Source organism: Niabella yanshanensis (genome assembly GCF_034424215.1).
GTDB classification, from domain to species: Bacteria; Bacteroidota; Bacteroidia; order Chitinophagales; family Chitinophagaceae; genus Niabella; species Niabella yanshanensis.
The window spans coordinates 4,046,457-4,067,401 of sequence record NZ_CP139960.1; the positions used below are offsets into that span (position 1 = coordinate 4,046,457).

The following is a 20,945-nucleotide window of genomic DNA, read 5'->3' on the forward strand; positions in this document are numbered from 1 at the left end:
TGTTAGTTATTATTGTGGTAGTTCGCCGGGATAAGCAAACCAGGGTATAGAGGTCTGGTAGTTGTCTGCATCTCCTGCAATTGGCTTTAATAGTTTTAATGAAGGCAGGTTCCACATGTATTCTGAATTATAACGCGGTCTTAAGCGGTAGGAAGGGGCTCCCTGGTTTCTAATGTCATACGAGATGGTCCTGTGTTGCACCTGTGCCGGCCGCAGGTATAATCCTTTATATACTTTTGTCGGATCCGTATCCCACTTTTGAACCACTGTGGCGTCAGTCCAGCCATTGGCTTTACCAGGATATTCACCGGTGTATTGAATATCATAGTGATACTTGCGCATATCAACCCATGCTTCGGATGCCCCCCAGGGGTATAAAGCAACCCATTTCTGCATCATAATATGCGACAGGCTGAAGTCACTTACCGTTGCCACGAAGGGGCCTGCAAGATACTGGGCGGCCAGGCCCTCAAATACGGCCTTGGTTATCTTATCACCTCCTGTAGCGCTCCCCGTAGTTCCGGGGAAAATGTATTTGCCGGTAAAATCCATATCTGCTTTTATAGCTTCTTTAAAGGCCGTAAGCGACTGTTCCGTCTGCCCCAGTTTAAAGTAGGCCTCTGCCAGGCAGAACTTAATTTCAGCACAGGTAGTTAATATATATGGTGCATTGTCTCGGTATAACCATTTCCCAATACCATCATGAGTAGTTCCGCTAAATGTAGGGTTAACATTCCTTCCATAAAATGTAGGGCTGGTTCCAATAGGACCAGCGGTACTGGTAAATTGTGCGCCATAATAACGGTACTTTTTTACTGAATCAGGAATGGTGAGGTTCAGGTAAGTGGGATTACTTGTAGTTGAGAGTTTAACCGCAACTCTCGGATCAAAGTGTCCCGGGAGGTCCAGTAAAGTATCTGCAATTATTTGTTTTGCCGCAACTTTATAGGGATAATATAAATTGCCTGCTACGGGAATTTTATTGCCGGTGGCCTGATCATATTCTGGAACAGTACCTGTAAATACCTGTACTGCATATTCATGCTGGAAAAAAGAATAGCCAAAAGTATTAGCGGCTGTAGATCTGGCCGTTCCCCAAAAATTATTGAATTCCGTATATGGTGCTGATTGCGAGCCTGCGGTTATCTTCACAGTGGCATCATCGTCTGAGGTTTGAAATGATTTGCCTGCGGCTGTAATTAACTCCTGCGCATATTTTGAATTGAAATCTTTCTTGTTAGTCAAAGAAGTAAGATTACGTACAATTACGGCATAAGCGAATTTTATCCACTTGGCCTTATCTCCCGCATAGATATAATCGTTAGCAGAAATTTTTGTTCCATATACCGTAGCGTCTGGCTTTTCCAGTAACTCTATGGCTTTATATGCCCATTCTCTTATTTGCGGATATATATCGCTTTGGTAGTCGTAATCGTGCGAAAGTAATCCTGGTACATAAGCCTGTTTCATGGGTGCATCAACATTCAATTTGGTAAGCGCGTCCCAGGAGAATGCTTTGATGGCATATCCAATACCTGCCAGGGTCCAGTTTTCTGCTTCCATAGACTGGTTGATCAGGTTCTCCAGGTTCATCCCCTGCAACCAGTAAACTACTCGCCAGGTTTCACCGGCTGCATCACTACCTGGAATATAAAAATGATTGCCGTAAACACTATAATCGCCACTGGCTCCCATCATTTGTGTTAATGGCCCGGTAGCTCTTACATCCCAGTAAAGTCCCTGGAAGGCTTGTTGTATACCTGCGAGGTATAAATGGGCTTCTACATAGTCGGGAGAATCTGTGTTTTTGTTTACGTCCAGGTACTTTTTACAACTGCCCATTGCAAAAAGTAAAGGTATTGTAAGTAATATGATTATTTTTTTCATAATTCGTTTAATTTAAGTTTAAGCTGATACCGACAGTAATACCTCTGGGATTGGGAATTGACCATACATCATACCCCTCGCCGCCTGTGCCACCAGCTGCGGCTGAAACCGTATTACCTACGGCATCTATCCCTGAATAATTAGTCCAGGTAGCTAAATCGTTACCTACTACGTATACATCCATCCCTGATATTATGCGCATTCTTGAAAACAAGCTTTTAGGTAGTGTATACGATAATCTTAATTCCTGTAGGCGAACGTAGTTCACATCTTTTTCTAACCAGTCTTCATCACCACCAGCATATATGCTTGCTGCCGCAAGGCCCGGATCTACAGCTATGGTGTTTACAGTTGGATTTGCCGTATTTTGCTTTCCATCTCTTACCACTCCGTTGAAAACAACGGGACGGCTTTCACGAAGTGCAACAGACTCCCAGCTTAATCCCTGGGTCATCATTGATCTTTTGGTTCCGTTTACTACTGTAGCGCCATATCTGCCTGCAAATAGGCCAGACAAGCGTATTCCCTTATAAGTTAGGCTGGTTGTAGCGCCGAATCGCAGCTTGGGCTCCCTGTCGCCGATTACAGTCCACAATGCACTGACGATGGGCAATCCGGTAGATGGATCAATTAAAACCTGTCCTGCACTATTGCGTTCGAATCCACGGCCACTTAATGTTGTAATGGGATTGCCCACTGCGATACCGTTTCTTATATTACCAGAGTTCCAGGTGTAGGCGTTATAATATTCACTGACATTAGCGGGTAAGTATAGTACTTTGGAGCGACCACTGGAACCATTCATGCCTACATTCCATGTAAGTCCTTTAGCGTTTTTGATAATATCGCCATCTATACTTGCTTCCCAGCCCCAGGTTTTGAAGGCGCCTACGTTTAATGTATTCAATACAAAACCGGTGGCATAACTCAGGCGAAATCCTTTCACAATCTGGTCTTCATTGCGGGTAGTAAAATAAGTAAAATAGGTATTGATCCTGTTGTTTAAAAAACGGGCATCAAAGCCTACTTCACGGGCTGTGGTCATTTCAGGACGCAATTGGGGGTTGGGTCCCGTAAATCCGTATTTCCATCCACCTCCGGTTAAATTGGTAGGCTCCAGCTGCGGATATATTTCCAACGGGCCTGCATCCTTACCTACCTGGGCTATTGATCCTCTAAGCTTGAAGTAGCTGATCGCCTTAATTCGCTTTATTGCTTCAAATTCGGTCAGTATCAAAGAGCCTTCAATTGCCGGGTAGAAATAAGAATTATTATTTACAGGTAAAGTTGATGACCAGTCGTTTCTACCTCTAAGTGTAACAAATGCCAGATTGTTGTATCCAAACTCAAATTGAGCCGATACGGCCTGAATACGGCGCTTGGTATTTCTTTGTCTGGATGTAATGGAAACCGGATCGGTGTTATTAATGGATTGAAAATCGGGTATAATATACTTACTTCCATTAGTAGCCAGTCTGATTATGCCATTTTCTAGCTGGTGATAGCCTACCTGACCGGCAAAAGATAATTTATTATTAAAAAACTTATTATTGTAACCCGCTAAAATATTTACCGTGGGATCAGAAAAATTAGATTGAACAAGGTCGTATCGACCCAGGCCTGCATTTCTTGCTGCATAGTAGGGATGCCAGGATGTTTCAAATGTTTGCATACCCACATCCCAGCCCACTTGACCGCGTAAGAACGTATGAGCTGTAGGAGTAATGGTAAAAGCCATATTGGAGGTAAACCTATTGGTTCGGTCGAAGTTCTTGTTCTTGTTCATTGCAAACAGAGGGTTGAGAAGATCAAGGTCAAGATAGTAGTCTGGCTTTCTCATAAGCCCGTCCAATGTTTGATAATTAGTGATGTCATCTACCATTGGCCATATCATGGCTCTGTAAAGAGGTCCGTCTGTTCCTCTCAATGCCTTGTTGTTTTCGGTTCGGGTATACTGTATTGCTGCTTCAAATTTGAGCCAATCCGTAATTTTTGCTTGGCCTGAAAGGCTAACGTTGAAACGGTCGTAGTCGGTCATTTTTATGACTCCTTTCTGGCCCAGGTAGGAAACACCACCCCTTATTGTAGCTTTATCGCTACCTGCTTCAACGGACAGGTTATGCCGTTGCTGGGTTCCTGTCTGTAAAATGGCGGCGATATTATCATATTGTGCGACGTTATCCGGATAAAGTCCCCCAAATTTTGCGGTATTATAATAGTTAGTCGTACCATATGCTCCATTGGAATACTTGGTCTGCATATCGGGCCATCCGTATGCTTTGTCCCATTTAAAGAAGTTGTTATAGGTTACTCTTCCGCTACCTGCACGTCCCTTTTTAGTGGTAATAATAATGGCTCCGTTAGATGCATCCGAGCCGTATAATGCAGCAGCAGCGGCACCTTTCAGTACTGTAATGGACGCAATGTCTTCGGGATTTACATCATTGCCGCGGGAAGAGTAATCCTGGTTACGTACAGAGTAGGTTTCGCCTCCTGCCATGCTTATTGGGTCGTAAGTTGAATTATTCATAGGCACACCATCTATCACATAAAGTGGCTGGTTATTGCCCGAAATAGAGGTGAGGTTTCTCAGCACTACAGTATTGGAGGCCCCGGGCAAACCACTGGTGGAAGTAACATTAAGACCGGGTACTCTTCCGGCAAGAGCAGAAATAAAGGATTCCCTTCCCGATTCAGCTATGGTTGCCCCATCTACCACCTGTACCGACGAGCCCACGGCTCTTCCGATCCGCTTCATACCGAATTCTGTTGTAACAACGACCTCCTCTTCTTGCTTTCCCTCGCCTTCAATCAATACCACTTCAATAATGCTTTCGTTTCCTAACGTTACCGATTTACCCTCAAAACCAATAGAGCTAAACTCTAAGGTTTGCCCTGGTTCAACAGCAATAGAGAATTTACCGTTTGGGTTGGTAGACGTAGCCCTGGTGGTACCTTTTACCATTACAGTAACTCCAGGGATCGGGGTCTTGGCAGATGACGTAACAGTTCCGGTTACTGTTTTGGTTTGTGCGGATGCAATATATGGAAGGCAACAACTCGCCATCCAAAGCAAGAGTACACTTACAATTGTTTTCCTCATAATTTTGATTTAAAAAATATAATTGTTCTGATTGTCTATATTACAGTTACGCCTGCTTCCTTAAAAGGCGTTAAAGCTTCGTTTGAAGGATCCAGCTCAGTGATCAGGTAATCGATCTTTTCTATTTTGCACACACTGATGGGCTGGTAAGTCTGCAGTTTTTCAGAGATCGTCATACAGATTACTTTAGATGCAGAATTGACCATTGCCTTCTTTATCTGAACCACTTCCCAGTCATTGTCTGTAAGGCCATGCTGGATATCAATAGCATTGGTACCTAAAAAGCACAGATCGGCATTTACATGACTGATCTTTTGTATCGCTTCGGCACCAACCGTGATCTTCGAGTCTCTTGATAATTTATCTCCAATCACTACCACATCAAGCTTTGGATGTGCCATACAAGCATTTATAACCGGAATACTCCCCGTCATAATCGTGACCTTCAATTGAGGGGGCAAAGCCCTTATCAATTCTAAAATGGTAGTACCTCCACTGGTCAGTATAAACATTCCGCTATGTATCAATTGTAGCGCTTTACTAACAATCAGCTTTTTGTGTGCCTGCGAGTAAACGTTGATTGGCGTAAACTGCACCTCATTAAAAGCCATCGACAAAGCACCCCCGTGCACCTTAATTAACTGTCCAGCCTCCGACAACTCCTGCAAATCCCTTCTTATGGTATCTTCAGAAACAGCAATTTCACTACATAAGTCTACACTCAATACTTTATTATGCAGATTGAGTTGATGCAGTATGTACGCTTGTCTCTCTTTTTTCAGCAATCGATTAAGAATTTGTTAAGGATAGCTTAAAGATAATACAGTTTCCTGCAAAAAACCGCAAAAAGCAGAAAAAATTTGCAAGTATTTTTTTGAAAATTTTCAGCAGTTTCTGCTTCAGATGATTTGTATCCATAAAAAAGCCGGGCTTCTGACAAAAGCCCGGCTTCAAATATGATGTAAGTAATATTAATTTTTCGACTCCTTAATCAGCGCAATAAAATCGTCGAATAAGTAACGGGAATCGTGTGGGCCCGGTGTGCTTTCGGGGTGATATTGAACGGAAAAAGCGGGTTTCCCTTTAACCCGTATACCTTCAATGGACTGATCATTCAGGTTGACATGGGTTACTTCCACCTTATCAGAAGTTTTGATGGATTCAGGATTAACACCAAATCCATGATTCTGGGTAGTGATCTCTGATTTACCGGTCACCAGGTTTTTTACAGGATGATTCAAGCCTCTGTGACCATGGTGCATTTTAAAGGTTTCAATACCGTTGGCCAACGCTAAAAGCTGGTGGCCTAAACAGATACCAAAAACCGGCTTCTCTTCGTTTAATATTTCCTTTACTGTATCAATCGCGTAATTCATAGCCGCGGGGTCGCCTGGGCCGTTAGAAATAAAATATCCGTCAGGATTAAAGCTCTTTACTTCTTCAAGTGAAGTTTTGGCCGGGAAAACCTTTACATGCGCACCACGCTCCACCATACAATTTAATATATTGCGTTTGGTGCCGTAATCCATTACCGCAATTTTGATTTCAGAGCCCGCATCGCCCAATTCGTAAGCCTCTTTAGTGGACACCTTGGAAGCCAGCTCCTGCCCACTCATATCCGGGGTTTCAGCGAGCTTTAATTTAAGCTCCTCTATATCAAATGTTTCAGACGAAATGATACAGTTCATAGCACCTTTGGTGCGGATATGCGCTACCAAAGCTCTTGTATCTACACCATGTATGGAAACGATATTGTTCTTTTTTAAATAAGCATCCAGCGAGCCCTCAGCTCTCTTACGTGAGTAATTTTCATTCAGGTTTTTTGCAATAACCCCCAATACTTTCACGCTATCGCTCTCTACATCTTCCGGAATTACACCGTAATTGCCCACATGCACAGCATTCATAATTACGATCTGGCCATAATAACTGGGGTCAGTAAAAACTTCCTGGTAGCCGGTCATACCTGTGTTAAAACAAATTTCACCGGTGGTTGTACCAATTGCCCCAAAGGCAAATCCTTCGGCAACGGTTCCATCTTCTAACAATAAAATAGCGCGGGATTGTGTTTCGGACATGAATTTTTTTTATTGTGGGCCCAACTTAGTGCTGCTATCAGCGATTTTGCGTCGCACCCTTGTACTGATGAATAAATTTCAACAAAAAATCGCGCAAAAATAAGGCTAAAAAATCAGATATTGAAAGGGTGGCCCATTATTTATTTGGAGCGCGTAATTAGCTGCCTTTTGTCATTGCCTGGCGTTTCATTTCGGCGGCCAGGTTATGGCCCAGGTATCGTTCAATCAGCGAATGTACCCCGTAAATCACCGGCGTCATCATGATTGCCACAACAAATTTGTATATATAATTACCTACACAGATCGCCATTACAAGGTTCAGGCTCCAGGGCTCGCCCTGGTTACCCGATACACGGGGGCCTATATAAAAAGCTATAAAAAGCACTACAAAGCTGTCAATCAGTTGCGATACCAGGGTTGATCCGGTTGCCCGCAGCCAGATGGCTTTTTCCCCCGTCATTCGCTTAATGCTATGAAACACAAGTACATCTAATATTTGACCTATTAAAAACGCCGCTAAAGAACCGATAATGATCCAGGACCCCTGCCCCAGTATCACCCGGTAGGCCTCGTTGGCGTTGTTAATTTGCTGATTTTTATAATTACCTACCCAGAAGTCGGCCGGTGTTAACCCAATAGCACCCTGGAACATAATAAACGTGTAGGCGATGAGTGCCGCAGCTAAAAAAGATAAGAACCTTACGCCTTTTACACCGTAGTATTCATTAATGATGTCCGTCATGATAAATACAACCGGCCAGAGTAATACGCCGGCGGTAAGATTAAATGAAAAAGGATTGCCAAAGATGCTGAGATGGAAGGGGGCGATGCCTATCGTTTTCTCCAATGAAAAGAGTTTTACGCCAATTACCTCGGCAATGATGGCATTGGCAATAAAAAAGCCTCCCAACAAAATGAAAAGCCTCGTGGGTTTATCGTTGATTATAGTACGGATCATTAAAATAAAAGGTAAAAATTAAGAAAATAAAAAGCATAATTATATTAGAGATCATCAGCCAGCGGGGTACAAATTGACCTGGTTTTCTTCCGGTAATTGTTAAGATGAGATAAAAAATACCTGTTAATGGAAGGAGGAGCATTGCCAATCCGTACCCGGCCATGATAACAGTAGAGGCAAATCCTTGATGCTCACTCCAGGAAGTAAAAAGAAGAGAAAAAGCCAATAACATGAAAAGTCCGCATAAAAAGGAGACCCGGGACAAAAATATTAACCAACGCATAAGCGAATTTATCCGGCAAATTTATTATTATTTTTAGCCCGGATGAACGCTGCGGAAATTTTTCAGGATTATATTTATTTTGTAAAAGACTGAAAAATTTCGGCAGTGTTTCATATAAAATAGTATTAATTTGCTCAACAGCCACAAAGACACAAAGGCTCAATGCAATTAGTATTGATACCATTAGATTCAGATACTGAAAACTTAGGTCGTAAAACCGTTAATATCGCCTATAAAATACATAAGGCGTTAGGCCCTGGTTTGTTAGAATCGGTGTAAGAGAAATGTTTTTGTTATAAATTGAGAAAAGAAGGTATCCCATTTGTCTATCAGCAAAAAGTGCCTATCGTTTATGATGGAGTAGTGTTTGCTGAAGGGCTGAGACTGGATATATTAGTGAATAATAAAATAATACTTGAATTAAAAGCACGTGAAGAATATAACTCGGTTTGGGAGGCTCAACTTTTAAGTTATCTTAAACTTACGGATACAAGATTAGGATGTATCATCAATTTTTCAGTTCCTCTTATTAAGAATGGCATTAAAAGGATGGTATTGTAACTTAATTATTACTTTGCGTCTTAGTGTCTTCGTGGCAATTAAAAATACAATATGAATAATCTTTGGCTGAAGAAAGTACTACCACATGTGTTGGCAATCCTGGTTTTTTTAGTAGTAGCCGTGTTGTTTTGTAAACCTGTGTTGGATGGCAAGACCTTAAACCAGCATGACACGGGTATAGAAGGGTGGCGTGGTTCCGCACAAAATGCTTTTGATGTAAAAGAAAAGACAGGCACGATGCCGCTATGGAGCACCACTGTTTTTAGTGGGATGCCTAATTACCAGATTGCCATGGAAGGAAAAAGCGCTTTGCCTGTGGATTTAAACAAAGTGTTTGGTTTGGGCCTGCCCAAGCCCATGAACTTTTTCTTTATCGCCTGCGTGTGCTTTTATATTTTATGCGTGGTGTTGCGATTTAACCCGGTGACAGGCATTCTGGGCGGATTGGCATTTGCTTATTCCACCTACAATCCGCTTATCGTAAGTGCAGGCCACGAAACCAAAATGATGACCATTGCTTACATGCCTTTTTTGCTGGCAGGGCTTTTACTTATTTTTAATAAACGCTACTGGATTGGGTTGGCAGTAGCTACCTTGGGCGCTACACTGGTGTTGATGGCTAATCACCCGCAGATAGCATATTATTTCTTTATGATCGCAGGCGCTGTTACGATTGGTTATGTTGTTGTTTGGATCAGGAATAAAGATTTTAAGCACCTGGCTATATCATTTGGATTAAGTGCAGTGGCTGCATTGGTGGGGCTGGGTTGCTATTCCCTGGCCTTTTTAACCACTAAAGAGTATAAAGAGTACACCATGCGTGGCGGTAAGAGCGTTGAAATAAAAGGTAACGAAGTAAAAGCCGTAAATACAAAAGGATTGGATCCTGATTATGCCATGAGTTATAGCATGAGTATGATTGAGCCCATCATTATGTTTATGCCCAAGGCGGTAGGCGGCAGCAGTGGCACCACTTTAAAGGAAGATTCAAAAGTAATTGAAAAATTAGCCGCAGCAGGTGTTCCCGAAATGCAGGCCGCCCAATTTGCAAGCCAATTCCCCGCTTATTGGGGGGGGATGGTTTCGCCGGAGTATTCAGGTGGTCCAGCATATATTGGAGCTGTTATATTTATTTTGGCGATTATAGGATTTGTAATAGTGAAAAATCAATTAAAGTGGCCGCTTCTTATCATATCTGTATTGGCAATAATGATGAGTTGGGGTAAATACTTTTTCGGATTCAATGAAATTTTATTGAACTCACTACCGCTGTACAACAGTTTCAGGGCTCCATCAATGGCCTTGGTTATTTGCCAGCTTACCTTGCCTTTAATGGCGGTAATCACCGTTTATAGCTTGTTTTTTGAAAAGAATTCCGGAGACTTCTTAAAAGAAAATTTCAAGAAGATATTATATACATTAGGTGGCATTACTGCGGTACTGGCATTATTATACATCGGACAAGGGTATTCTTCTGCAATTGATGAGCAAATTATACAAATGCAAATAGATCCTAACGGTGGCGATACTTTGAACCGAGCCATTATTGCGGGAATGAAGGCAGACCGGCAAAGCCTGTTTGGTGCGCAGGTAATGAGGGCGGTGCTATTTATGGCGCTGGTGCTGGGTGCGGTATATGCAGTGTTGAAAAACATGATCAGGCCAGCTGTAGCAGTTGCGGTTTTAGCAGCCATCAGTATCATAGACCTTTGGGTTGTAGATAAGCAATATTTTAGTGATGATCATTATGTTGCTAAAGACGAAATTGCCAACCAAATTGAAGCACCTACAGCAATAGACCAGGAGATCTTTAAAGATAAAGACCCGCATTTCAGGGTGTTTGATGTAGCGGGGATGGACAAGAACCGGGTGTCTTATTTCCATCGCTCTGCACTGGGGTATTCAGCAGTTAAGTTGCGGGTATACCAGGATATCATCGAGCGATATTTTGCGGGAGCTCCTAATGAGCAGATCCTGAATGCACTTGATGTACGTTACATTATTACCAGGGATGAAAGCGGGCAGGAGCGTCTTGTTCCCAATCCGAATGCTTATGGCGCTGCCTGGTTTGTAAAAGCTGTAAAGCCCGTTGCCACAGAGGTAGAAGAGCTGCAAGCGATAGGTAGCACTAATTTGAAAGATACAGCCATTGTTCCTCAAAGTGCTTTAAAGTCAGGAAGCAATTTAACGGCGGATTCAACATCTTCTGTTGCGCTTATAAAATATACCAATGATGAAATAGAGTATAATGCCAGTAGTGCTACGGGGGGCTTTGTTGTATTGAGTGAAGTATATTACCCTGCAGGATGGAACGCCTACATAGATGGAAAGCAAACGGATATTGTAAAAACGAATTATTTTATGCGCGGTCTTGTGGTTCCCCAGGGGAAGCATACCATAAAGCTTGTTTTTGAACCTGAAACTGTGAAGCGTGGCATGAGCATCTCTTACCTGAGCTCCTGGTTGCTGATCATTTTGGTATTAGGAGGTTTCTTTATGCAATGGTGGGTTGACAAGAAGAAAGCGGCTCATGGTGTGTAGGGGATGTGAATAGTGAATAGTGAATAGTGAATAGTGAATCATCCCGCATCCAGAATCCAGCATCTAGTATCCCGCCTCCAGTATCCATCACATGCTTAAAATAGCCTCTCTTGTTCCCTATAAAATTGTTCCTGCTGTAACCGGTGGGGAAAAAGGGATTTTCTATTTCCTGAAATATGTTGCGCAGCACACTGAGGTAACCGCTTTCTCGGTAACTGAAAATGCAGGGACTGTAGAAGGAATCAACTTTGTAGATGTCTTAGGCAGCACGCGCAGGAAAAGCCGTTATGCCGATTTTTCAGTCTTTCGCAAAATAAAAGAGGCCTGTCGCAGACGGGATATAAAACACATTATTGTGGAGCATCCGTATTACGCATGGCTGGGTGTAGCTTTAAAGAAATGGGGAGGACTGAAGCTCATCATTCATTCCCATAATATTGAAGCCACCAGGTTTAAAAGCGTAAAAAAATGGTGGTGGCCCATTCTGCATCAATATGAAAAGTTTGCGCACCGGCAGGCAGATTTTAACTTCTTTATAACTGAAGAGGATAAAGACTATGCCATAAAAACCTATCAGCTTCGTGCTGATAAATGTGCAGTCATTACTTATGGGATCGAAAATTTGGCAGCGCCCTCTTTCGAAGAAAAGCAACAAAGTAAGAAGCTGGTTTGTGAGGAGCTGGAGCTGCCGGAAGCTACCAAACTTATTCTTTTTAATGGAACGCTTGATTATGCCCCGAACCGGGATGGGCTGGATAAGATCCTGAAGGAAATCAATCCGCTGCTTCAGCAACAGGCAGGGCTTTCTTATAAAATTATTATCTGCGGATTAAGATTGCCAGCGGAGTATAATGAGCTTAGAGGCTACGGGGATCAGCATATTATTTATAAAGGCTTTGTTGAAGATATCGGTATTTACTTTAAAGCAGCAGATGTTTTCATCAACCCAATTACAGATGGCGGGGGTATTAAGACAAAGTTGGTGGAAGCGTTGGGTGCCAACACTCCGGCGGTTTCTTTTAAAGCAGGGGCTTATGGTGTCCCCGTCAGTATTACCGGTGATCACCTTTCGGTGGTGGCAGATGATGATTACCAGGGGTTTGCCAATGCAATATCAACACAGCTTATCAAACCGGCGGGTAATATGTCAGCTTCTTTTTACGATCATTTCGGCTGGGATGCTATCGCGAAAAAGGTTACAGGAATTATCAAAAGTCTTTAAATTATTGTTTTAAAGATGACTGATCGGTTCTCATCTACAACTGTCCTCATTTTGAAAATATTGCCGGATAGGGTTGGATGATGCAGGTTGTCATAAAAACAGATACATATTTTCATAAGATTATCTTTGTCCGGGCTGACATAAAATGACAGCCACTATAAAAGAACAGAATGGTTATCGGGAATGGTTTAATTGCATCACAGTTTTACGACTTTCACCTGAACTCAAAGGTGATTATTTTTGCGTCGGGTGTTTCGAATTCGGCATCTAACGATAGCAACTCGTTTAACAGGGAGAAGCAATTGTTTAAAGAAATTGCGGGAAAAAATGATGATAAAAAGCTGGTGTACTTCAGTACCTGCAGTATTTATGATCCCTCCACCCAACATAATGCTTATGTACAGCATAAGCTGGAGATGGAGGAGCTGGTTCGAACGGCCGGTCCCGATTTTTTAATTCTTCGCATCAGCAATCCCATCGGTAAATACAATAACCCCCATACGTTCTTCAATTATTTCGTAGATTGTATTAAGACGGGCAGGGCATTTGAAGCATGGGCAAATGCGGACCGGAATATTATTGATGTAGATGATTTTTATCAGTTGGCTAAACTATTAATCGATGATAATGATTTTAACCGAAGCACTGTCAATATAGCTAACCCCTATAATTATAAAGTTCCGGTAATTGTAACCGCAATTGAGGAACATTTTGGAAGAAAAGGAAACTACAGTGTCGTGAATAAGGGTGCTGAACTGAAAATTGATACCCGGGTGGTGGAGCAATTGATCAATAGTTGCGATTCGGTTAATTTTACAGGGAACTATATCCGTAAATTACTTCGAAAATATTTTTCAGTGTGACCTACAGACAGGCTATTTTAAAGTATAGATTAGAATGCATTATTGTGTTGCCGCTGGTTTGGCTGGGGAAGATATTGGGTCTTTTAAAACCACTGAAAAAAAAACACGGGGCTTTTCTGTTTTTTTCAAGCGCCGATTTGGGAGGCGCACCCAAAGTCAATGCTCAGATTGCCAATACAATCAAAGACCTTAACCCTCTAATTATTTTTTCAAAAACACCGCGTAACAATGGATTTGCAACGCTTTTCGATATTCCGGGTGTAGACATTGTTGACCTGCACAAAAAGATTGATAATAAGTACCTGCATTTTATCAATATCATTTACCGGGGGATCATTGCTACATGGATTGCCCAAAGTGAAAGACCCGTGGTGTTTGGTGGAGAGTGTATCTATTTCTACAAAATTATCCCGCATATTAAAAAGAATATTCCTGCTATAGAATTGTGCCACTTAAACACCTGGTTCAATTATACACAAACATTTATTAAGCGTATTGATAAAAGAATATTCAGTACCCGGGATGTCATGCGACAGCTGATAGCCCAGTATAGGAGGCAGGGCATTGCAGAGGAATATTATCAACGAATTCATTTTATAGACAACTATGTTGATATTCCTCCCCGCAGGCAGAATGATAATTCTACTTTGCAGATATTGTATGTTGGGAGGGGGGCTCCTCAGAAAAGGGTGCCGCTGATTGCAGCAATTGCCGATAAAATGCATCAAGCTGAAGAGCCAGTACATTTTTCATTTGTAGGAGACGTGGAAAATGTAATTGCCATTGAAAATTACCCGTTTTGTACTTTCTATGGAAATGTTACAGATGCGCAACAACTAAAAGATCTTTATCATCAATCTGACTGCCTCATCCTGACATCTGCTTACGAAGGATTACCCCTGGTAGTAATGGAGATGATGGCCAGAGGAAAGACAGTGTTGTCGACCAATGTAGATGGTATTCCCGATTATATTACGCATAAAGAAAATGGCTTGCTGATTACGGAAAAGGACGAATCCAAAATAATTGAGCAGGGTGCCGCATTATTAAATTGGCTGATTCACCATCCGGAGGACAGAAGGAAGATAGAGGAGGCCGCTTATCAGTACACGCTTTTGCACTTTAGTAAAGAGGTGTTTGAAAAAGCGTATAGAAATGTTTTCTTTGAGTATTCTAAGTACAGGTGAAATTACCAGTTGCCTTTCCGGATCAGTTTTCTATTCATAAAAAAGTGAATCATCATTGCAAATTTTGAGAAGAACCCCACGTGCAGTAAACCTTTGGGTAAACGGGACTGTGTTTTTATCATGGCGTTTAAAATTGGAGGCACTTCGCCGTCATAACCGTATTTCTGTATATCTTTTATACATTTTATATTAAAGTTTCTTATAAAACGCCAGTTATAATCATACACAAGAATGTTGGTGAGTTTTTCAACTCCCATTTTAGAAATAAAGTGAAAGTGTTCAGGTATTTCTATCTTACCTACATTTTTAGTATATGAAGTTACTTGTGAGCTGCTCATATATACTTTTATCAGCGGCTGATTAATGTAAATAAGTGCGTCTGTCTCTAGCCTTCTGCGATAGGCATCTATATCGACCAGCCATTTAAGCTTTGTATCATAGATATGTTGGCCATCATTTTTATACATCGTAACACTAGGGGGGCCAATGAAATTTTTAGCCAGTAGGATTGCCGGTTCCTTTTCCGCCTGTAATAAACGGAATTTTTCGGGATAAATAGTTTCCTCTTTTCTCCCGTCTTCAAAAACTTTTTTATAAGCAGAGAAGATAAAGCCCTTGTCACTCTTTTTTGCACAATCAGCAAATTGTTGCAGCGAGGTCGGCTCCCCAAACCAATCATCGTCGTGCATCAATTTTATCCAAGAGCCTTTAGCCAGAGAAATAGCTTTGTTCCAGTTGGCGGGTGTGCCTAATGCTATTTCGTTCTTAAAATAGAAGAGGGGCAAAGTAGACGCATGTTTTTCGCAAAGCAACGCCACCCCATTATCCGGACTGTCATCGGTTACGATCACCTCAAAATCCTTGTATTCCTGTAAAACAATAGAATGAAAAAGTCTTTCCAGGAATTGAATTCTTTGATAAGCGGGGATACATATAGAAATAAGGGGTGCGGCGGCCATTACGGTTTAATTGCTAACGTAAAAAGGTTGATGTCGTGAATCTTTTTTTGTAATACAGTACGAAAGCCCGCGAAATTCAGTGCTTGTGTAATCAGGTCGAATGAAAACACATGATGATGAATACAACGGTTTTGGAAATTATCTTTTGTGCGAATAATAAGTTCTTCCTTACTCTTTACACCACTATCAAGTGCAATAATGTGGTGTTGAAGAACCTCCTCAAAATGTGTGTTGTCATGTTCAGAAACATCGATTTTGTAGTCGTTAAGCAGATGATCAAATGTTGTATAATCGCGATCCTTGTCAAACGTGACCTCTTTATTAGGCAGTATCAGGCACAGGCTACCTCCGGGCTTTAATACCTCATTCCACCTTTTCAATGCTTTCAGTGGGTTGGATATATGCTCCAGGCTATGACTGGAAAGAATAAAGTCATAAGTGTTGTTAACTATTCCTTCAAGAGCGGTAGCTTCTGTTATAAATTGATTTCCTATTTCATAGCCTTTCAGGTATTCATAGGTTTTACCGGGCTTTATTGTGCCTTCCCAAACTGTTTGTGCATTGTAATTTACACCGTCCACACGGTTCGCATACAAATACGCAGGGTAGTAGCTAGTTTGTTTAAATATTGGACTGGGACCACCTATTTCAAGCCCTGTCTTATTTTTTAATAACTTCGCCAAAGCTATTGTAGGCTTCTTTTGCGGGTTTTTGATAGAGCTGATTTTCGTGATAATTGAATCCTTCAGTTTCATAGGATAACAAAATAAAACTTTTTACCTTGTTAGAAAAAGTATTTGGGGTAGTAATTTTATACAATCCAACTAAAGAGGTATTGGACAATATCTCGTCATACAGGAAAGCGCTCGACCATCTGGCCATCATAGACAATAGCGAGCGCCTACATGCTGTTCAGTTTGAGGAAAATGAGCAAGTGACTTTTTTCGCAGATGGAGAAAACAGGGGCATATCCGAAAGATTAAATCAAGCTGCGGCATTTGCGAAGTCCCGGGGCGCAAAATGGTTACTTACAATGGACCAGGATTCTTTTTTTTCTGAGTATATATTTGATCGTTACCTGAACTGCGTTGCTGTTTTTTCTGGCAGGAATGAAGTAGCTATGTTTGGGGTTGAATTTGAATCAACGGAACAGCGGGAAGACTGTTTTTCGGAGGATACAGATAATCTCATTACATCTGGTAGCCTGCTGAACCTTGACCTCTTTGAGAAAATTGGTGAGTTTGATATAAACCTGTTTATTGATGAGGTGGACTTTGATTATTGTATACGTTCAATAAGGAGCGGCCTCCGGATAGTGCGGTTCAAAAATATTTGTATGCATCACTCTCTGGGAATCGTTCATCAACGGCGTTCCTTCAAGACTTTTAAAATTACTTCCCGCACTCTACATCCGCCTTTAAGGCTATATTACATGGTAAGGAACTACCTCTACCTGCGTGATAAATATGGAGCAGAATTCCCGGCAGCGTTTGGAATAAAAAGAACGGATCTTTTAAACCGCATAAAAAATCGATTACTATATGGAAATGCGCGCCTGGAAACGTTCCGATATCTACTAAAAGCCTACAGGCACTATAGGTCTGCTAAAATGGGTAAGTACAAGTATTAATGAGTTTTTAAAATACTTCTGATTTCGTCAAGTTGATCGAGCTCTAATCTTGTAACTATGATTTTGGACATTTTATCCTGGCGATCCCTTGCTCTGCTTTTTTCAATTATCCTTGCTCCCAACAGAGGCAAGGAGGCAATAAACCGCCCTGCCATTTTCTTCACGGAAGGTTTCATGTTGTGGTTACGGTCAATACTATCTACCAGGTTATTTATGCCTTGCCCTAAAGTGTGCATAATTTTTTTCGGGTCTTCCGTCGGCATATATCGTTGGATAGCTGTTAAAAGGTGTCCCAGGAAGTCCTCTATCTCTGACCTGAATCTGGGTTCCCTAAACATTTTATTAATGGTTAGGGCTGTTTTGTCGTCGGAATCTTCTGCGTATTCTCTTACCTGAAATAAAACCGGCAGTTCTTTATACTTACCGGCAGCCAGGGGCACAATAGAGGCGTTATACTCATTTAAAAATAAATTTCGGATACTTTCGGATGCATTCTTATAGGCGTCCTTTAACGTGGTAGTGCGATGAACGGCATACAGGAATGATTTGTAGTTGGCGAGCAGCGCGCCGATACGGTCGAGACCACTCTGGTTTTCGTAAGAATATGCTTTGGGAGGGTAAAGCGGGTAAAAGTCGACTTCCTTTTTCTTCACGACTTCCTTTTTTTTATAACATATAGACTTTCCCTGTACAGAAGCATAACCCGGATTGCTATTCAGAAAACTGATACACGCCTCAAGTGCCTGGGGAATGATAAAGTCATCATCTGCACACAAAATGACATATTCTGTTTTTACCACCTGTAAAATTATTTCGATCTTTTGGGTATAATTAATGCCGGGCGTATAAATGTGCCTCCATGAAGCGGGGATAGCGTCCGAAGGGTGTTTTTGCGTGGAGCTGTCAGCTAATATGACAGATGCTTCAATATGCCGGTAATACTCCACCAGGCGGCGAATATTTTGATGGCGGTTGTGTAGTATAATAACAAGGGTTACATCCATCAGGCAATTACTTTCTTATATATAAAGCTACTGAATCACTTTCGCCCTTTTGATTGAGCGTCTTAATTTCATTTTCGAACCTTTCGATATCTGAAGGGGTGAATATACTACCTGCCGGATTTTGAAAGTAACTTCTTTCATCGTTAACGTTGCTGATGCCTTTTGAATACTGTTCGCTACCCATTATTGAAAAGGCTTCGGCATCGAATACTGTTTTGTATATGGAGAGATTATTTTTTTCGATAATCCCCGTGATGCTCTTTAAGCTGTGAATGAACAAGTGTCTCGGAGCATCAAGCGATACCACATTGCCGCCATATTTAACCATCAAGGGTTTGCTTACAATCGGGATCCTGATAAGTATTCTGCCGCCTTCTTTTAAAAGGGTAGCAGCTTTTTGTATCACTGCATCCTGCCGGTCCATATGCTCCAGGCTATGGTGCATCATTATAACGTCGTAAGTACTGTCTGTTTGGAATATATCTCTTTTAAGAAGTTTCAGGCTATTATTATAAATAAGATCTTTCTCTAAAAAAGGATCAATACCCGTAAGATTATTAAATCCCAGGCGATACATTCTTTTCAGTAACTGGCCATTTCCGCATCCAATGTCCAAAACGCTTTCATTCCGGTTGTGCAAATACAGTTCCTTCAGCCAGGTGTAAAAGCCGGAGGGTTTAAACTTTAACGCCAGTAAACCGCCCAATAGCCTGTTTTTATTAAATGCATAGTAATCAAAGTGGACACTCCTTATCCGGCTTTTTTTAAGTGGCACTTCTGCTACCGTATAAGAGTAATAGTCTGTAGGATAGTATTTGCCGAGGTCTGAAGGTACTTCGGCTATCTGGATACAGCCGCAGCTGGTGCATTCAAAATAATCGAACTCGTCCTTCAATCCATACATCATTTCTTTTAAAACGATTTTTTTATTATCCGATGTATTAAAACAAATGCCGCATTTCATACAAAGAGTTTGTTATTTTTACTAAAAATAAAGCGAATCAGCGTATCGTTGGGATTTCAGAAATAAATTTTGCCATTCCCTTACGCTTGTCCTCATCCAGCTCGTAACTCAGGTTGACCGAGAAATATTTCTTTAGATCGTAAACACCATTATGATGTTCCGCAGCAATTTCATCGATATGTTGCAGGCCGTAAGCGTTGGCTTCGTCGAATTTCAGGATAAAATCATCGGGTAGTTTTTTTGTACTCACCCAGGCCGCAAAAACAAAAGGCAGACCTGTCGCCATTTTCCATTCTCCGGCCAAATCATAAATATATTTGAAGTTAGGACGTTGCGCCAGCGCCCTGTCACCTATAATAACAGCAGCAGTGTCTCCCTTGATACCATTGATATAGGATTCATCTTTTGCGTCAATGAACTCCACTTCAATTTTCCAGTGATGTTTAACCAGCCATTTTAATAGGTTAACCGAAGAGCAGCTTTGATAATCAAGGCGTATTTTTTTTATTTGATCAATAGGCTGCTCGCTGAAAAGTGCTACGGATGCTACATCTCCAACGGCGCCAATGCAATAGTGGCCATTGATATAATATTTGGGGAGCTGTGGAACTACTGCCACAGGAACTAATCCCAGGTCGATCGCCCCGGTTTTGAGCTTTTCTGCCAGGGATGCGGGATACGCTTCAATCAATTCAATTTCATTTTTTATAGGAAGCCTTTGTAAGCCATAAATGAGGGGGCGCGTATTTAAATAGCTTACAATTCCGACTCTAATATTCTGTTCCAATCTTTATTCCTTTATTTTTGCGCGAAATTAACAGGTTTCAGGTTTAATGTTCCCGGTTCAACGTTAAACTTTGAACTTTTAAACCCGGAATATAAACTTTAAATATGGAGCATGTCTTCAACCGCTATCTCGCCTATTGATGGCGGCTACAGTAAATGTTCAAAGCCTGCAGGAATCTGATAAGTCTTTATAACATCCTGCCTGGTGTAGTTAGATACTGTAACAATTACGAGTCGCTTTAACAGCTGTGAACAGAAAGAAAAAGTAGGGGTATTGGGTGCAGAATATGAAAAAAGATCAATCAATATCTCCATGAAATTGAGGAAAATAAGCTCCCTGATTACGTCCGGAAGCCTGGTTAACCTCAATATCCTCTAAAAATTGGGTGGTTTTGACGTAAAGCTATTTATCGATTTTGTGGACCAGGAGTATAGCTTTAAGGCTTTCTATCAAAACTACCTGGCGCTGAAATTTAATAATGTTTTTTTGAATCATTCGCTTGAAAAGCGTAAGCATGCATTCGTCGTTAAAATCGGCCAGGCGCACATCAAGAACATTGCATGCACTGGTTCGTTTGTACTATATGGTAAGAAACTTTTTTTCCTTAAAAAATATACAGAAATGTATTTTCTGAAACTATCCAGGGCATGCGTTCTTCTAAAATTAATCGTGTAAAAAAACTTGCTGTATGGGAAGCGGCTAATCAACTACCTGTTTCTTGCCTACAGGCATTATAAAACCGGAAAAAGGGAAAACTTTGATTAAAAACTTACAAGAACAATCCTTAAATACTCAAAACAAATTTGAAATAAATATTTATTTAACTTATATTTAACTCTTTTTTCTTTTTTTTAATTGGAAAGGAATATATTTTTAACGGAACATTAGGTTTTGTTACCTCGCTACCATCATTTAAAA

The 20,945-nt window shown here is 41.2% G+C and carries 15 protein-coding genes and 1 pseudogene; 6 read left to right on the forward strand and 10 right to left on the reverse strand.

The genetic code is table 11. From position 1 onward, the window contains the following. Positions 1–9: 9 nt before the first annotated feature. The 5 genes from U0035_RS16780 to U0035_RS16800 form a co-directional block, all read right to left on the reverse strand. The gene (locus tag U0035_RS16780; protein ID WP_114792353.1) at positions 10–1,887 is read right to left on the reverse strand and encodes a SusD/RagB family nutrient-binding outer membrane lipoprotein; all 1,878 of its coding nucleotides are present in this window, start codon (positions 1,885–1,887) and stop codon (positions 10–12) included. A gap of 7 nt (positions 1,888–1,894) precedes the next feature. Continuing rightward, positions 1,895–4,990 carry a SusC/RagA family TonB-linked outer membrane protein gene (locus U0035_RS16785; protein ID WP_114792354.1) on the reverse strand — a complete coding sequence of 1,032 codons (3,096 nt, stop codon included), beginning with the start codon at positions 4,988–4,990 and terminating at the stop codon, positions 1,895–1,897. A gap of 35 nt (positions 4,991–5,025) precedes the next feature. Further along, a complete protein-coding gene (locus tag U0035_RS16790) occupies positions 5,026–5,775 on the reverse strand; it encodes a DeoR/GlpR family DNA-binding transcription regulator (protein WP_114792355.1) in 750 nt (249 codons plus the stop codon). Between the two features lie 186 nt (positions 5,776–5,961). Beyond that, a complete protein-coding gene (carA, locus tag U0035_RS16795) occupies positions 5,962–7,068 on the reverse strand; it encodes a glutamine-hydrolyzing carbamoyl-phosphate synthase small subunit (protein ID WP_114792356.1) in 1,107 nt (368 codons plus the stop codon). A gap of 157 nt (positions 7,069–7,225) precedes the next feature. Then, a complete protein-coding gene (locus tag U0035_RS16800) occupies positions 7,226–8,026 on the reverse strand; it encodes a queuosine precursor transporter (protein ID WP_114792357.1) in 801 nt (266 codons plus the stop codon). Between the two features lie 574 nt (positions 8,027–8,600). Here U0035_RS16800 and U0035_RS16805 point away from each other — a divergent pair. The 5 genes and pseudogenes from U0035_RS16805 to U0035_RS16825 all read left to right on the forward strand — a co-directional run. Beyond that, a pseudogene (locus U0035_RS16805) lies at positions 8,601–8,870 on the forward strand (GxxExxY protein); the annotation flags it as partial. Positions 8,871–8,921: 51 nt separating this feature from the next. Then, complete coding sequence (locus U0035_RS16810) at positions 8,922–11,411, forward strand: YfhO family protein (protein WP_114792359.1); 2,490 nt, start codon at positions 8,922–8,924, stop codon at positions 11,409–11,411. Between the two features lie 91 nt (positions 11,412–11,502). Beyond that, positions 11,503–12,633 (forward strand): glycosyltransferase family 4 protein, encoded by a 1,131-nt coding sequence (locus U0035_RS16815; protein WP_114792360.1) that lies wholly within the window; start codon positions 11,503–11,505, stop codon positions 12,631–12,633. A 170-nt stretch (positions 12,634–12,803) separates the two neighbouring features. Then, a complete protein-coding gene (locus U0035_RS16820; protein ID WP_114792361.1) occupies positions 12,804–13,496 on the forward strand; it encodes an NAD-dependent epimerase/dehydratase family protein in 693 nt (230 codons plus the stop codon). Next, a complete protein-coding gene (locus tag U0035_RS16825; protein ID WP_114792362.1) occupies positions 13,493–14,683 on the forward strand; it encodes a glycosyltransferase family 4 protein in 1,191 nt (396 codons plus the stop codon). The genes U0035_RS16820 and U0035_RS16825 overlap by 4 nt, the downstream gene beginning before the upstream one ends. 2 nt (positions 14,684–14,685) lie before the next feature. Here the strand turns inward: U0035_RS16825 and U0035_RS16830 are convergent, their stop codons facing one another. Beyond that, positions 14,686–15,642 (reverse strand): glycosyltransferase family 2 protein, encoded by a 957-nt coding sequence (locus U0035_RS16830; RefSeq protein WP_114792363.1) that lies wholly within the window; start codon positions 15,640–15,642, stop codon positions 14,686–14,688. Beyond that, positions 15,642–16,397 (reverse strand): class I SAM-dependent methyltransferase, encoded by a 756-nt coding sequence (locus U0035_RS16835; protein WP_114792364.1) that lies wholly within the window; start codon positions 16,395–16,397, stop codon positions 15,642–15,644. The genes U0035_RS16830 and U0035_RS16835 overlap by 1 nt, the downstream gene beginning before the upstream one ends. Before the next feature lie 26 nt (positions 16,398–16,423). Here U0035_RS16835 and U0035_RS16840 point away from each other — a divergent pair, with 26 nt between their 5' ends. Further along, positions 16,424–17,272 (forward strand): glycosyltransferase family protein, encoded by an 849-nt coding sequence (locus U0035_RS16840; RefSeq protein WP_162817966.1) that lies wholly within the window; start codon positions 16,424–16,426, stop codon positions 17,270–17,272. Here the strand turns inward: U0035_RS16840 and U0035_RS16845 are convergent. From U0035_RS16845 to U0035_RS16855, 3 genes are read right to left on the reverse strand one after another with little or no spacing between them, the layout of a single operon-like run. Then, positions 17,269–18,276: a TIGR00180 family glycosyltransferase gene (locus U0035_RS16845; RefSeq protein WP_114792366.1), complete on the reverse strand. Its 1,008-nt coding sequence runs from the start codon at positions 18,274–18,276 to the stop codon at positions 17,269–17,271. The genes U0035_RS16840 and U0035_RS16845 overlap by 4 nt on opposite strands. Positions 18,277–18,283: 7 nt before the next feature. Further along, on the reverse strand, positions 18,284–19,240 hold the full coding sequence (locus U0035_RS16850) for a class I SAM-dependent methyltransferase (protein ID WP_114792367.1): 957 nt from the start codon (positions 19,238–19,240) through the stop codon (positions 18,284–18,286). 37 nt (positions 19,241–19,277) lie between these two features. Next, positions 19,278–20,027: a menaquinone biosynthetic enzyme MqnA/MqnD family protein gene (locus U0035_RS16855; RefSeq protein ID WP_114792368.1), complete on the reverse strand. Its 750-nt coding sequence runs from the start codon at positions 20,025–20,027 to the stop codon at positions 19,278–19,280. Positions 20,028–20,945: the final 918 nt, after the last annotated feature.

Bases quoted from the DNA above. Each gene is read 5' to 3' on its own strand.
- U0035_RS16780 (WP_114792353.1), bottom strand. From the start codon at position 1,887: ATGAAAAAAATAATCATATTACTTACAATACCTTTACTTTTTGCAATG.
- U0035_RS16785 (WP_114792354.1), bottom strand. From the start codon at position 4,990: ATGAGGAAAACAATTGTAAGTGTACTCTTGCTTTGGATGGCGAGTTGT.
- carA (WP_114792356.1), bottom strand. From the start codon at position 7,068: ATGTCCGAAACACAATCCCGCGCTATTTTATTGTTAGAAGATGGAACC.
- U0035_RS16800 (WP_114792357.1), bottom strand. From the start codon at position 8,026: ATGATCCGTACTATAATCAACGATAAACCCACGAGGCTTTTCATTTTG.
- U0035_RS16810 (WP_114792359.1), top strand. From the start codon at position 8,922: ATGAATAATCTTTGGCTGAAGAAAGTACTACCACATGTGTTGGCAATC.
- U0035_RS16815 (WP_114792360.1), top strand. From the start codon at position 11,503: ATGCTTAAAATAGCCTCTCTTGTTCCCTATAAAATTGTTCCTGCTGTA.
- U0035_RS16820 (WP_114792361.1), top strand. From the start codon at position 12,804: ATGGTTATCGGGAATGGTTTAATTGCATCACAGTTTTACGACTTTCAC.
- U0035_RS16830 (WP_114792363.1), bottom strand. From the start codon at position 15,642: ATGGCCGCCGCACCCCTTATTTCTATATGTATCCCCGCTTATCAAAGA.
- U0035_RS16835 (WP_114792364.1), bottom strand. From the start codon at position 16,397: ATGAAACTGAAGGATTCAATTATCACGAAAATCAGCTCTATCAAAAAC.
- U0035_RS16845 (WP_114792366.1), bottom strand. From the start codon at position 18,276: ATGGATGTAACCCTTGTTATTATACTACACAACCGCCATCAAAATATT.
- U0035_RS16850 (WP_114792367.1), bottom strand. From the start codon at position 19,240: ATGAAATGCGGCATTTGTTTTAATACATCGGATAATAAAAAAATCGTT.